The following is a 12,916-nucleotide window of genomic DNA, read 5'->3' on the forward strand; positions in this document are numbered from 1 at the left end:
TCGTTACCAAGGAGCTCCGATGCACCTCCCGATCCTCACCTCCGATTCCGTGCCGGCCGCGTCCCGGCCGATCCTCGACGGGATCGCGGCCGACCTCGGTTTCGTCCCGAACTTCGCGGCCGCGATCGCGGCCAGCCCGACGCTCCTGGCGGGCTTCGACGGGCTGCGCCGCGCCGTCGGCGGTGACTCCTTCGACCCGGTGCACCGGGAGATCGCGGGAGTCGCCGTCGGGGTCGCTGTCGACAACGCCTACGGCGTCGCCTTCCACTCCACGGTTCTCAGCGGTCTGGGCGTGGACCAGGAGGACATCAAGGCGATGCGGGATGGGACCGAGCCCCGCGGGGAAGTCCAGGCGGCCGTCTACGCCTTCGCCAGGGCGCTGGTGGTCGAGCGCGGCGCGGTGCCGCAGGAGGTGGTACGGCGAGCCTTCGATGCCGGGTTGCAGCCGGCCGACCTGCTGCAACTGGTCACCGAGTGCGCCTTCGCGACCCTGGTCGGCCTCGTCGACAACCTCGCCGGCCGCATCGAACTGGACGAGCTCCTGCGCCCGCAGGCGTGGAAGTAGCCGGAATCCCCGTGCACGATGCCGCGGTCGCACGTCACCACGGCGGGCCGGCCGGGCCGACGAACGGTGAACCACTGGCGCTGACCCATGTGAGCCAGCACCACGACGCCGACGATGTGTCAGCTCGTGCTTTGGTGCGTCAGCTGACGCGGCACGCCTCCGTGGCCTAATGATTCACTTAGGCGGCGAACTCCTCGAAAGTCCGGTTGCCACCAGGTGAAGCCAGCTGCCTGATCAACCGATGAAGAGATGCCTGCAGAGGCCGAACGGGGTGTCCGTCAGGTGTTCTGTGAGGACGTCTTGCGTCGTGCGGGGCGTCCCGGGGAGGTGGGACGGTGCCGTTGGGCGTTCCTGCTGCGCGGGGCGGCCCCGGCAGGGGTACTGCGATGTGCCCGCGTGCGGTCTGTCGTCGCCAGGGACGTTCCGGCGGCGGTGTGGGCAGGGGTACGGGCGCCGGTGATGCGGGCCAGCTCGGTGTCGCCCGGGCGCACGCTGGTGGTGTGCGGAACGATGCCGGCGGTGGTCATCAGGCGGTTCATGTCGCCGCGCTGGGAGGGCAGGACGAGGGTGACCACGGTGCCGGGCCGTCCGGCGCGGGCGGTGCGGCCGCCGCGGTGCAGGTAGTCCTTGTGGTCGGCGGGCGGGTCGACGTTGACGACGAGGTCCAGGTCGTCGATGTGGATGCCGCGGGCCGCGACGTCGGTGGCGACCAGGACGTCGACCTCACCCGAGCGGAAACCGTTCAGGACGCGGTTGCGCTGGGACTGGGACTTGCCGCCGTGCAGCGCGCCGGCGCGGAGGCCCTGGGAAGCCAGCTTGCGGACGAGCCGGTCGGCGCCGTGCTTCATGGCGACGAACATGATGACCCTGCCGTCGCGGGCGGCGATGTGCGCGGTGGTGTCGTGCTTGTCGGCGTCCGCGACGTGGAGCAGGTGGTGCTCCATGGTGGTGACCGCTCCGGCCGAGGGGTCGACCGAGTGGGTCACCGGGTCGTTGAGGAAGCGGCGTACCAGCCGATCGATGTTGCGGTCGAGCGTCGCGGAGAACATCATCTGCTGACCGCCGGGCGCGACCTGCTCGAGGAGGCCGGTGACCTGGGGGAGGAAGCCCATGTCGGCCATCTGGTCGGCTTCGTCCAGCACGGTGATCGCCACCTTGTCCAGCCGGCAGTGACCGCGGTCGATCAGGTCCACGAGGCGGCCGGGGGTGGCGACCAGGATCTCGGTGCCGCGTTTGAGCGCGTTCGCCTGGCGGGGCAGTGACATGCCCCCGACCACCGTGGTCAGCCGCAACCTGACGGCGTCGGCGTAAGGGGTGAGGGCCTCGGTGACCTGCTGGGCGAGCTCCCGGGTCGGAACGAGGACCAGGGCGAGAGGCCGTCGAGGTTCAGCGCGGCTGCCCGCGGTGCGGGCGAGCAGCGGAAGACCGAAGGCGAGGGTCTTGCCCGAGCCGGTGCGGCCGCGGCCGAGGACGTCACGGCCGTTCAGCGTGTTCGGCAGGGTCGCGGCCTGGATGGGGAACGGGGTGGTCACCCCATGCCGGGCCAGCGTCGTCAGCAGGGCCGACGGCATGTCCAGGTCGGAGAACGCCGAGACCGGGGGAAGAGACGGCGTTGAGGATCTCGGAAGCGCGAAATCGCCGCTCGGAGACGTGCGTTGATCGTTACCTCGGGGTGAGCGACCGTGTGCGGGCCGCCGGGTGCTGCGGGACATGGCAGTGGAACCTTCCTCGAAACGGCGCGTTTCGAGGAGTGCTCCAGGGCTCGCAGAGGCGAGCGGAGGATTTCGCAAGAACGAACCGGAAGACGGCGGGCGACAGGAATGCGGCCCGGCCGGGTGAACACGGCAGCGATCGTGGTGACGGTGCCGGTGGATCAGGCGACGTACGCGGCGGGCCGGCTCAGACCAGGCCCGCCGCGACGCCGTCAGTTCGGAGCTCAGGCGGGAACGATGTTCTCCGCCTGGAGGCCCTTCTGGCCCTGGGTGATGTCGAACGTCACCTTCTGGCCTTCCTGGAGCTCGCGGAAGCCCGAGGCGGCGATGTTGGAGTAGTGGGCGAAGACGTCGGCGCCGCCGCCGTCCTGCTCGATGAAGCCGAAGCCCTTTTCGCCGTTGAACCACTTGACGGTACCGGTGGCCATGATGATCTCCTTCTGGTCGATCCCGGCCGTACACCGTGCACGGCCGGGTGCCGCGATGGGCCCATCCGGAAGATCCAGAGCAACAAAAAGGCGCCTGAGGTTGAACCGTCAGGCGCGCACAAAATGTCTATGGGAACCGCAACTGGTCCCTACTCTAGCAGGTGCCGATCGCCATCGAGACCGCGTACGGGCTGCGCTGCGCGCCCTGGCCCGCCTACGGCTGGGCGATTCCGTTAGAATCCGTCATATGAACACGTCCGGATGCCAGGTGAGGATGCCCCGCTCACGGGGCCGCTGACGCTGCACGGACGATCGTTTCCGAGGCCCTGTTCACGGGGCCTCGATTGGTGTCTGCGGTCGGAGCCCCGGTCCACCGGGAGGTTCCCATGGCCACACCGCACACCTACATCACCACCACGATCCCCTACGTCAACGCACGGCCCCACCTGGGGTTCGCGCTGGAACTCGTCCAGGCGGACGTGCTGGCTCGTCACCATCGCCGCCGCGGTGAGCGCGTCCGTCTCCAGACCGGCACCGACGACAACTCGCTCAAGAACGTGCTGGCCGCCGAAGCCGCGGGCGTCGAGGTCTCCACGTTCGTCGACGACAACGCGGCCGCGTTCGTCGCCCTGGCCGGACCGCTGTCGTTGTCGGTCGACGATGTGATCCGCACCAGCCGGGACCCCCGGCACCGAACCGGGGTCGAGCGGTTCTGGCGGGCCTGCGCGGCCTCCGGCGACCTCTACCGCAGACACTATGAAGGTCTGTACTGCGTGGGCTGTGAGCAGTTCTACAGCCCCGCCGAACTCCGCGACGGTCGCTGCCTCGAGCACGGCACCGTCCCCCAGCAGGTGTCGGAGGAGAACTGGTTCTTCCGCCTCTCCCGCTACGCCGACCGGCTCCACCACCTCATCGCCACCGGTGAGCTGCGCATCGAACCCGCCGAACGCCGCAACGAAGTCCTGGCGTTCATCGCCGGCGGGCTGGAGGACTTCTCCATCTCCCGATCCGCCGCGCGGGCCCACGGCTGGGGCATCCCCGTGCCCGACGACCCGAGCCAAGTGATCTATGTCTGGTGGGATGCGCTGGGCAACTACCTCACCGCCCTGGGCTACGGCACCGCAAGCCAGGACCACCAGCGCTGGTGGACCGGAGCCCAACGCCGCGTCCACCTGCTGGGCAAGGGCGTCCTCCGTTTCCATGCCGTCTACTGGCCCGCCATGCTGCTCTCGGCCGGACAGCCACTGCCGACCGACATCCTGGTGCACGGCTACCTCACCGCCGACGGCCGCAAGATCAGTAAATCCAGCGGCGTCACCGTCGACCCGGTCGCGCTCGCCGAGCAGTACGGCACCGACGCCGTCCGCTGGTGGCTGCTACGCGAAGTGCCCCGCGTCGGAGACGCCGACTTCACCCTCGACCGCCTCGTCCACCGCGCCAACGACGAACTCGCCAACGGCCTGGGCAACCTCGTCAACCGCGTCATCACCATGATCCATCGCTACCGCAACGGACAGGTCCCCACCGGGACCCAACAGGCCCACGGAAGTAACGAGCTGGAAGAGGCGATCCGCCAGGCACCCGGGCTCATCGACGCCTCGCTGACCGCCTTCGACTTCCGCCGCGCCACCACGGCAGTCTGGAACATCGTCGATGCGGCCAACCGCCATATCAATTTCGTTCGCCCCTGGGAACTGGCCAAGGCCGAACGCGCAGGCGACGAAGACGCCAGCGGCCAGCTGGACGCCGTACTGGCCACACTCCTGCGAACCTGCCAGCAGGCCGCAGACCACCTGGAGCCCTTCCTACCCGACGCCGCGAGCCGCATCGCCCATCAATGCACACCCCACACCGGGCAACTCCCCAATCCCTCACCCACCTTCCACCGGCTGACCGCACCCACATCAGACACTCCGGCCGGGCCAGAGCAGTAAGTCCTCCATCGGCCGGTGACAGAAAGCATGACTATGTGCGAACTAAGGCGCCTCGGCTCACCAGCGGGCATCAACGCGGATACCTGCGCCGCCAACTGAGGCGCTCAGCCTCCAGCTGAAGCCGCCAAATCACACAGCTAGCGGGACCGCATTGCTGCGCCCCTGCCCCTCGTTCCCGCTAAGGGCTTCCCGCCGCGTGCTGTGCGCATGACGGCATGGAGCGGGACATCCCCTCAGATCTCTAGGAAGCGCCCGCCGTCGTCAGACGGGCTCTTCCTTCGGGCGGCCCGCTGCGGGAGATGCAACCCGCCGACGCCGATTCCTACTTCGGCAAGGTGCTGCGAGAAGCCAAGCCCTCCACCCGCACCGGCCCGAGCGGCCGCGGTGACGGTGTACTTCCAGTTCCTGGAGCTGCGGCTACGGCGGCGTGACGGTCCTGCACGCTCGCGGCGGTGACCAGCACCACCAGCGACAACCCAGGCAGTCGACCATCAGGTGCCGCTTGCGGCCTGCCACCTTCTTGCCCGCGCACCACCCGCGGCTGCCGCCGCCCTCGACGCGCGCGTCACCTCCACCGCCGATGATCCTGAGCAGGTGGGGCGGCTCGACGGGGAGGCTGGCGTGGCAGGGGGACGGCGAAGGTCATCGGGATCCTGAGACAGGGGCCGTTCGTCTTCAACCAGTGGCGCGCCGACAACGCGGACGAGGAACTCGATCTTTCCGGCGCCGATTTGCGCGGATTGGACCTCGACAAGATGGTCTTTGCCGGCGCCGACCTCGCCGGCGCGGATCTGTCGCGAGCCTCCGCACGCGGCGCTGTCTTCTCCGGTGCCGACCTGACCGGTGCCGATCTGAACCTACGCGGATGCGACCTGAGCACGCTCGATCTCAAACGCTCCAGCCTGGACAGTGCGATCACCAACGCCGCCGTGGCATCGCCTGGTGTTGGCGGGCGATCGCCGCCACTGAGGAGTGGCACTTCGCAGCCGACCGCGGCGACCCGGCAACGATGAGGCAGGCCGGCATGCCCGCCTTCGAGTGCGGCAGACTCAGCGACGCCGGGTGCCGCGCTCATCCGCCAGCTGAACGAGATGCCATGGTCGCCGCGCACCGCCGGGAAAACCTTGTATGGCAAGGGCGAAGGTCCGGCTGTGCCTGCTGGCAACCACCGCGACGGCACGTCGGCCAAGACCGGGTCGGCTCGGTGCAGGTCCAGTTGCTGCGCGATTGCGCCGGTGAAGTTGAGGTTTGTGGTGGTGTTTATTGCCAGCGGAAGAATTTGGCTGCGGCTGCGGCGAAGATGATGGCGTATGCGGTCAGCATCGCTAGCGCGACGGGGGCTGGCCACTGGCCGGTCGTACTGTCTTGCAGTGCCTGGACGGCGGCGCCCAGGGGGGTGAAGTCGCTGATCTGCCGCAGCACGTGAGGCATGGTTGCTTTGGGGATCCAAAGGCCGGCGAAGAACATCATGGGGAAGAAAAGGACGGCTCCGATCGCGCCTGCCGCGCGGCCGCTGGGGGCCAGCGCGGCGACCAGCAGGCCGAGGGAGAGCATCGCGGTGGCGGTCAGCATGAGTGCGAGCAGGAAGGCGAGGCCGTTGCCGGGCAGGGGCACGTGGAAGGCCAGGTGGCCGGTGGTGATGATTGCGGCCGTCGCGGTGAGGATGAGGGCAAGGTTGGCGGTTAGTTGGGCGGCGAGCACGCGGGCCGGCCCGACGGGGGTGGTGGCAAGGCGCCGCAGGATTCTCCGCTCGCGGTAGGTGGCCAGCGCGGTGGGCATGCCTTGGACGGCGAAGGCCGTGGCGGCGAAGGCGATCAGGATCGGCTGGTAGGTGTCGATCAGGCGCAGGCCGCCGAGGTCGGCCTGCGTGGCGGATGAGGCCAGCCCCATGACAATCAGGAGAATGACCGGGAATGCGGCGCTCCAGAACAGGGTGATCGGTTCACGCAGCAGGAGTTTGGCTTCGGTGATCATGAGCTTGCCGAGCGCCGACCTGGGCCGGGCGGGATCGGGATGGGCGGCGGTGGGCACGGCTGGGGACAGGACTGGCGGCACGGCTGGACTCTCCTGGTGTTGAGGGCTGCTGGAGCGTTGTGGTCACGGCTGCTGGCCGGTGAGCGCGACGAAGGCGTCCTCAAGGCTGGTGCGTTCCACCCGTAGTCGTTCGGCGACGATGTTGTCGCGGGCCAGAGCGGCGGTCACGGCGCCGAGCAGGTTGGTGGTGCCTGTGACGATGACCTCGTCGGCGGTGCGGGTGAGGCGGGTGACTTCGGGCAGCGTGGTCAGCAACTGGTCGGCCAGCGGCGCGGAGGGCCGGAATCGCAGCCGTTGTTCGGTGTTGACGCGGTCGGTGAGCCCGGTTGGGCTGTCGAGGGCGGCGACCCGGCCGGAATGGATCAGGGCCAGGCGGTCGCACAGCCGTTCGGCTTCGTCCATGAAGTGGGTGACCAGCAGGATCGTCACGCCCTGGTCGCGGATGGTGCGGATCAATGCCCAGGTGTCGCGTCGCGCGTGCGGGTCAAGCCCAGTGGTGAGTTCGTCCAGCACTGCGACTTCGGGGCGTCCGATGAGCGCCAGCGCGATCGACAGCCGCTGCTTTTGCCCGCCGGACAGCTTGCGGTAGCGGGTTTTGCGCTGGTCGGCCAGGCCGAGGGCCTCCAGCAGCGCCGTGTGGTCTGCCGGGTGGCGGTAGAAGGAGCGGTACAGGTCGATGGCCTCAGCGACGGTGAGCTTGTCGGGCAGCTCGGCTTCTTGCAGTTGGACGCCGAGCCGCTGGCGTAGCTGGGCGCGGTCACGCTCGGGGTTCAGGCCGAGGACTCGGATGCGGCCGCGGTCGGGTCGGCGGAGGCCTTCGATGCACTCCACGGTGGTGGTCTTGCCGGCGCCGTTAGGGCCGACGATGCCGAAGATCTCGCCGTCGTCCACGGTGAAGGACACCTCCTCGACCGCGACCTTCGCGCCGTACCGTTTGTGCAACTGGTCGACCTCGATGACGGGCATCGGCGCCTGTCCCTTCTTTGTCGCCATGTGTTTGGCTGGTCGGTTCAGGTGCGGTCGGCGATGACGTCCAGCCGCAGCGTGAGGTGCCGGGCGGCCAGTCCTCGGTACCTGGTGATCCCGAACGCGTGGCGGTCGACCCGCGCTGTGGCGTGCAGGCGAATTCGGGTCTCGCCGGCGTGGACGTCGTCGATGTGCACTTGGATCGGGCGGCTCATGCCGCGTACCGACAGGTCACCGTGAAGCACCCAGTGGCCGTCGGTCTGGCCAAGCCGGCTTGAGGTGAAAGTGATGTCGGGATGGTCGGCGGTGGCCAGTAGTCGGGGAGATCGGATCGAGGCGTCCCGGTTGGGGTTGCCGGTCTGGACGCTCGCGGCGGAGATCGCCGCTCGGGTCCACGATTCCTGCGTCGGGTCGGCGACGTGGATATGGCCGTCGTGGAGGTGGAAGCTGCCCTGCACGGCGGCCAGGCCGAACAAGTGCCGGGTGGTGAAGGCGACCGCGGAGGATTCGGGGTCGATGCGGTAGTCGCCGGCTGCGGGAACGCCGACGCTGGTCGGTCCGGGAACGGACGGTTCAGTGGCTTCGGTGGGGGGGTGATCGCGGTTGAACGTCATGCCACGCAGCATCGCCGTCGCGGCACAGATGCCGCATCGGCCGCGTGGTCGCCACAACCCCGCCCGGGGTCGGGGGGTGGGCAGACTTTAGTCGGTGTTGGCGCCGACGCCGCCGGCCGATGTCGCTGGGTGCACAGCGCTGCAGACAGAAGCCGTTCGTCACCGGGCCCCTGGCGCTGACCATGATGTCCGTATGCGCGCCGTCCGCGCCGATCGCGATCGCTGCTCGATCGACTTGTCGGGCAGCAACGCGTCCAGGGTGCGGGGTCCCAGCGGCGCGTCGACGCCGAGCCGCTGCATGATCTCGATCGCCGAGGTACGTCGCAGGAGCCCAACCAGAAGGCGGGTCGGTTCGCCGGTACTGGTCGGCCAGCGGCCTGATCAAGGCCGCCGGCGCCTCGACCGGCTCGACGTCCCGGCCAGGCCGACAACGGTTGCGCGTGCCGCAGCTGACAGGTGCCATCCACACCCCGTCCGCGTGTGGCTCACGATGGCGTGTTGAGTGCTTCGGCGGGTTCCTGGTAGGCGCGGGGTCAGGGCCTCATCCAGACGGCGTGCGAGCTCCGCAGCCGACAGCCTGGCCTGCTGGCCGTCCTGATCGACCGCGGAGGAGGAGGAGGCGCCGCTGCTGCTCGGGCGACCTCGAATGCTCACCCGGCCGGCGCCCGTCGGTGCCGGTCAGGTGGTGTCGTTGTTGATGGGGCGGGGGCCGAGGTCGCGTGCGGTTTGGACGAAGGCGCGTAGTGGTGGGGACTGGTTCGTGGTGGGCCAGACCAGAGCCCATTCGGTGAGCGGGGCGTCTCGGATGGGCACGTACGCGACCCCGGGGTGGGTGTAGTAGCGGCCGACGTGGGCGTTGAGGGGACTGACGATCTGTCCGGCCGCGATGAGCGCGAGCACCTCGTGGAAGGTCCGCGCCGTCGAGCCGCGCGGGATGAGACGACCGCCGGGCGTGTGCTTGGGCAGCATGGCCTCGATCCAGTAGTCCGGTGTCCGGGTTCCGGGATTGAGGAGCGTACGGCCGCCGAGATCCTCCATCGAGACCGACTCGCGTGACGCGAGGTCGGAGCCCTCGGCGACCCCCAGCACGCGGCCTTCGGTCAGCACGACCGGTCCGGCGGTCAGATCCGGTTCCCGGACCGGCAGCCACATCAGCTGCACATCGACCTCACCGGAGCGCAGGCGGGCGAACGGCTCGCTGAAGTGGAACTCGGTGATCTCCACCTCGCAGTCCGGGTGGCGGGCGCGAAACGCCTCGATGACGGGCCGCGACTCGTGTCCCAGCGCGCCCATCACGCCCAGCCGCAGGGTGCCGTGGACACTCGATGCGGCGGCGGTGGCGCGGGCCAGGCCGCTCTGGATCAGGTCGTAGGCCTGTTGGAGGTCGTCGCGCAGCCGCCGCCCGATCTTGCTCTCCGGGCAGTCTGAGATCAGCGAGGTGGCAGCAAAACGCTGGCGGTATGGCTTGCCGGCCGTCGGGGAAGACTTGGCGCGCACTGGTGGTTCGGTGGCTGTTGCGTTGCGTTGCGTGGCGCTTTGGCGCGGGCGGCGCACCTGCTGGGCCGCGCCGAGTCCGAACGGGAGCAACTTAGACCGGGAACTCGAAGCCGCGCTGGCCGCCTACCTTCCGGCCTGACAGCCTCGGCGAGGGTTGTGGGCCATGACGGGCGTGGCTGGGGTCGGGCATCTACCGTTGCCCGGGCGGCAAGACGCGCTCCAACACCACCGCCAGCGTGCCGTACCGGCCGGTCTACCGGTGCCTGGGCACCGGCGCCCACGGACACGTCACCGCCCCGCGGTCGTGCTTCAGGTCACCGGGATGCTATCGCCGCACCGAGTCACCTCCAGTAGTTGCGGGTGTACGCCGTCAGCTCGCTGACGGCCGCACCATCGATCTCGACTGCGCTTTCTTCCAGGCCGGCGGCAGGCCATTCAACGATGAGCTTGAACGGCTCGGAGGGGGGCAGCGGCCAAAGCCACAGCCAGTAACGCATGCTCACGTACTCGTGCTCATCGGTCGAGAGATCTTCGGCGTGCCTCCACAGGCCGAGGATCGGCGGCCTGGGCTCCTCGTCATCATCGGAGAACCGCAGGTCCACCGGACAGTCGACGGTGGTCGCGCGGCTCCCGTCGCGAAATAGCACTCCCAGCCGGAGGCTCCGCTTCGCGGCGTTCGTATACTCGGCCCGCTCGCAGCCGCTGTTCATGGAGCTGCGGATCGCCTTCCATTGACGCGCGCTCGCGTCGGCACGCCTGGCCACCGCGTAGATGTCCAGCATTCCCCCCTCGGGGTGCACAATGATCTCGCGCAAGGCCACCGCCGCCCCCTCGTTGGCACCGAGCACCAGGTTGAGCGGGAGGATCGCGCCCATCACCGTGTCGTCCGGCCCACGCCAGCTCGGACGTGCAACCTCGTCCTCGTCCTCGGGCACGCTGTTGAAGAACCCCATCGACTACCCCTATTCAGTGATCATCGAACACAGGTAGGACGTTCAGTTGATCTCAACGGTTGCCCCGACCACGGCGGATGCGGCCGTATCTGCGACGACGAACCGTCCCGCCGGTCTGGCTGTGCCTGAACTGCATCGCCCCCGTGATGCTGGCGCCTCAGATTGCCTGCCCCGTCCGCAACCACCGGGCGGGCCTTCCGCTGTCGATGCTCACATCGTCGCTGCCGCCGGGGTCCTCGGCGCCACTATCCATACCAACCTGGACCGGGTGCGGGAGCGGCCGGGTGGATCGAGGCCGCGGTCGACACCGGACGGCTCACCATGAGCGAGGGGTTCTCCGCGTTGTTGAGGGCGAGTGAGCGGGCGATGGCCTGACCTTCACCGACCCCCGGCTGTGCGCGGCCATCGTCGACCGGCTCACCTTCGGCGGCAACATCATCGAAACCGGCACCGACTCCTATCGGCTCGCCCAAACCCGGGCCCGAACCGAACAACGTGTCGCAGGCTGACCCCAACCCTCAGCGGCAGGCGCGTTCAGCGCGATCGACCCGTGCTTGTGCGGTGTCTGTGGTTGGCGGTGCTGGATCAGGGGTTGGCGGTGCTGAATCAGGGCGTAGCCTCGTGGCCAGGTGGTGAAGTCCACCGGCTGATCGTCCGCCAGGGTCGCCCGCAGTCTCGCTTCCTCCTCCGGGGACATGCCCTCTGGCGGCCACGGGCGCGGACGTCCACGGGCCCAGGCGGACACTCCGAGCGCAAGGACCGTCCCGCACCGGTCAGCAGAACGCACGCCGTCAGGGCTGGCGAGGCGCGGCGAGTGCGAACCATGACCCGGCCGCAGCGCATACGAGCGCCGCCAGCAGCAGCGCGGTCGCCGGTCCGGTCACCGTGCCCAGTCCTACGACGGCGCCCATGGTGGCGACGCCGAGTGTGGCGCCGGCCTGGCGGACGGCGTTGAGCAGCCCTGAGGCCGCGCCGGCGGTCCCGGCCGGGGCGGCGCTGATGATGGCCGAGACCAGCACGGGCAGCACGAACGACACTCCGAGACCTGCCAGCAGAAGCCCACAGGCCAGCCAGACGTACCCGGCTCGGGCCCAGATCATCCAGCCGAGCATGGCGCCGCCCAGTGCCAGCAGCGTCATCCCGGTCAGGATGGGCGGCCTGGGACCGACCCGGGCCGCGATGCGGCCGACCAGCGGCGGGTTGAGCACGAACGGCAAGGTCAGCGGCAGGAACGCCAGCCCGGTTGCGGCGGCGCTGAGATGGCGGTCGGTCTGCAGCAGCAGCGGCAGGACGAACAGGCTTCCGTTGAGCGCGAAGTTCACAGCTGCGCCGGCGGCGAGCCCAGCCCGCACGCCGCGGCTGCGTAGCAGGTCCGGGTCGAGCGCTGGGGCCGCGCTGCGCCGTTCCAGGACCGCGAACACCACCGCTGCGAGCACCATGGCCGCGCCTGATCCGGCCGCGTGCCCCCAGGCCCGCGCGCCGACCGCGACCAGGGCGTCGGTCAGCAGGGCCAGCACCAGCATCGCAGCCACCTGCGCGGCCCAGTCGATCCGCCGGTCGCCACGCGGGCACCTCACCCACCGTCCCGCGGACAGGGCCAGCACCAGCATCGCGATCGGCACGTTGATCAGGAAAATGGCGCGCCATCCGGCCGCATCGACCAGCGCGCCGCCGGCCAGCGGGCCGGCCGCCACCGCGGCGCCGCTGATGGCCGCCCAGGCCGCCACGGCGCGGCCGCGCTCGGACGGTTCCGGGTAGAGCCGCGTGATCATTGCCATCGACGACGGAACGCAGGCCGCCCCGGCGGCCCCGAGCACCGCCCGCAGCGCGATCAGCAGAGCCAGCGTCGGGGCCAGGGCAGACAGCAGCGACCCGACCCCGAAGACCAGCACACCGGCGCGGAAAACCCGGCGGGCGCCGTACCGGTCGGCGATGGCCCCGGCCGACAGCAGCAGTGCGCCGAACACCACCGTGTAGCCGGTGGTCGCCCACTGCAGCCCGGCGACGGATGTGTGCAGCGAGGTCGCAAGGTCCGGTTCGGCCACCGACAGCACGGTCATGTCCAGCAGCACCATGAAGTAGCCCAGCGAGATGCCCACCAGTGCCAGCAGCCGAGGACCGGAACGCACCGTGGGTTGTCCCACAACGGACGGAGATTGTGCGAGTGTCATGCGCATCACTGTCTGCGAGGCGGTCCGGCCTGCTCCACCGGC

Annotated in this window: 11 protein-coding genes and 2 pseudogenes; 4 read left to right on the forward strand and 9 right to left on the reverse strand. The window is 69.5% G+C overall.

Annotation, left to right across the window (positions count from 1 at the left end; all coding sequences use genetic code 11):
• The first annotated feature begins 19 nt into the window (after positions 1–19).
• Positions 20–565 (forward strand): carboxymuconolactone decarboxylase family protein, encoded by a 546-nt coding sequence (locus F8566_RS13355; protein WP_151560495.1) that lies wholly within the window; start codon positions 20–22, stop codon positions 563–565.
• A gap of 278 nt (positions 566–843) precedes the next feature.
• Here F8566_RS13355 and F8566_RS13360 read toward each other — a convergent pair whose 3' ends face one another.
• Together F8566_RS13360 and F8566_RS13365 are read right to left on the reverse strand one after the other, a co-directional pair.
• The gene (locus tag F8566_RS13360; protein WP_404800296.1) at positions 844–2,136 is read right to left on the reverse strand and encodes a DEAD/DEAH box helicase; all 1,293 of its coding nucleotides are present in this window, start codon (positions 2,134–2,136) and stop codon (positions 844–846) included.
• A gap of 365 nt (positions 2,137–2,501) precedes the next feature.
• On the reverse strand, positions 2,502–2,705 hold the full coding sequence (locus F8566_RS13365) for a cold-shock protein (protein ID WP_151560497.1): 204 nt from the start codon (positions 2,703–2,705) through the stop codon (positions 2,502–2,504).
• A gap of 386 nt (positions 2,706–3,091) precedes the next feature.
• Here F8566_RS13365 and metG point away from each other — a divergent pair, with 386 nt between their 5' ends.
• Positions 3,092–4,639 carry a methionine--tRNA ligase gene (gene metG / locus F8566_RS13370; RefSeq protein WP_151560498.1) on the forward strand — a complete coding sequence of 516 codons (1,548 nt, stop codon included), beginning with the start codon at positions 3,092–3,094 and terminating at the stop codon, positions 4,637–4,639.
• A 394-nt stretch (positions 4,640–5,033) separates the two neighbouring features.
• Here metG and F8566_RS51115 read toward each other — a convergent pair.
• Positions 5,034–5,188 (reverse strand): annotated as a pseudogene (locus F8566_RS51115) (transposase); the annotation flags it as partial.
• 104 nt (positions 5,189–5,292) lie between these two features.
• Here F8566_RS51115 and F8566_RS13380 point away from each other — a divergent pair.
• Positions 5,293–5,652, forward strand: coding sequence for a pentapeptide repeat-containing protein (locus F8566_RS13380; protein ID WP_225993144.1), 360 nt, complete (start codon positions 5,293–5,295; stop codon positions 5,650–5,652).
• A gap of 247 nt (positions 5,653–5,899) precedes the next feature.
• On the opposite strand, the gene F8566_RS13385 is transcribed toward F8566_RS13380, so the two are convergent.
• The 5 genes from F8566_RS13385 to F8566_RS13405 form a co-directional block, all read right to left on the reverse strand.
• The gene (locus F8566_RS13385; RefSeq protein ID WP_151560499.1) at positions 5,900–6,613 is read right to left on the reverse strand and encodes an ABC transporter permease; all 714 of its coding nucleotides are present in this window, start codon (positions 6,611–6,613) and stop codon (positions 5,900–5,902) included.
• Positions 6,614–6,736: 123 nt separating this feature from the next.
• The gene (locus F8566_RS13390) at positions 6,737–7,639 is read right to left on the reverse strand and encodes an ABC transporter ATP-binding protein (protein ID WP_151560500.1); all 903 of its coding nucleotides are present in this window, start codon (positions 7,637–7,639) and stop codon (positions 6,737–6,739) included.
• Between the two features lie 44 nt (positions 7,640–7,683).
• On the reverse strand, positions 7,684–8,253 hold the full coding sequence (locus F8566_RS13395; protein WP_192809660.1) for a YceI family protein: 570 nt from the start codon (positions 8,251–8,253) through the stop codon (positions 7,684–7,686).
• Between the two features lie 678 nt (positions 8,254–8,931).
• A complete protein-coding gene (locus F8566_RS13400) occupies positions 8,932–9,750 on the reverse strand; it encodes a LysR family substrate-binding domain-containing protein (protein ID WP_225993131.1) in 819 nt (272 codons plus the stop codon).
• A 341-nt stretch (positions 9,751–10,091) separates the two neighbouring features.
• The gene (locus F8566_RS13405; RefSeq protein ID WP_151560502.1) at positions 10,092–10,703 is read right to left on the reverse strand and encodes a hypothetical protein; all 612 of its coding nucleotides are present in this window, start codon (positions 10,701–10,703) and stop codon (positions 10,092–10,094) included.
• 374 nt (positions 10,704–11,077) lie between these two features.
• Here F8566_RS13405 and F8566_RS51120 point away from each other — a divergent pair.
• Positions 11,078–11,212, forward strand: a pseudogene (locus F8566_RS51120) (ATP-binding protein); the annotation flags it as partial.
• Between the two features lie 282 nt (positions 11,213–11,494).
• On the opposite strand, the gene F8566_RS13415 reads toward F8566_RS51120, so the two are convergent.
• Positions 11,495–12,832 (reverse strand): MFS transporter, encoded by a 1,338-nt coding sequence (locus F8566_RS13415; protein WP_225993132.1) that lies wholly within the window; start codon positions 12,830–12,832, stop codon positions 11,495–11,497.
• Positions 12,833–12,916: the final 84 nt, after the last annotated feature.

Origin of the sequence: Actinomadura rudentiformis (assembly GCF_008923185.1) — a bacterium.
GTDB classification, from domain to species: domain Bacteria; phylum Actinomycetota; class Actinomycetes; order Streptosporangiales; family Streptosporangiaceae; genus Spirillospora; species Spirillospora rudentiformis.

What these genes read in the sequence shown, in the direction of transcription:
- F8566_RS13360 (WP_404800296.1), bottom strand. Translation starts at nt 2,136, where the DNA reads ATGCCGTCGGCCCTGCTGACGACGCTGGCCCGGCATGGGGTGACCACC.
- F8566_RS13395 (WP_192809660.1), bottom strand. Translation starts at nt 8,253, where the DNA reads ATGACGTTCAACCGCGATCACCCCCCCACCGAAGCCACTGAACCGTCC.
- metG (WP_151560498.1), top strand. Translation starts at nt 3,092, where the DNA reads ATGGCCACACCGCACACCTACATCACCACCACGATCCCCTACGTCAAC.
- F8566_RS13385 (WP_151560499.1), bottom strand. Translation starts at nt 6,613, where the DNA reads ATGATCACCGAAGCCAAACTCCTGCTGCGTGAACCGATCACCCTGTTC.
- F8566_RS13355 (WP_151560495.1), top strand. Translation starts at nt 20, where the DNA reads ATGCACCTCCCGATCCTCACCTCCGATTCCGTGCCGGCCGCGTCCCGG.
- F8566_RS13365 (WP_151560497.1), bottom strand. Translation starts at nt 2,705, where the DNA reads ATGGCCACCGGTACCGTCAAGTGGTTCAACGGCGAAAAGGGCTTCGGC.
- F8566_RS13390 (WP_151560500.1), bottom strand. Translation starts at nt 7,639, where the DNA reads ATGCCCGTCATCGAGGTCGACCAGTTGCACAAACGGTACGGCGCGAAG.
- F8566_RS13405 (WP_151560502.1), bottom strand. Translation starts at nt 10,703, where the DNA reads ATGGGGTTCTTCAACAGCGTGCCCGAGGACGAGGACGAGGTTGCACGT.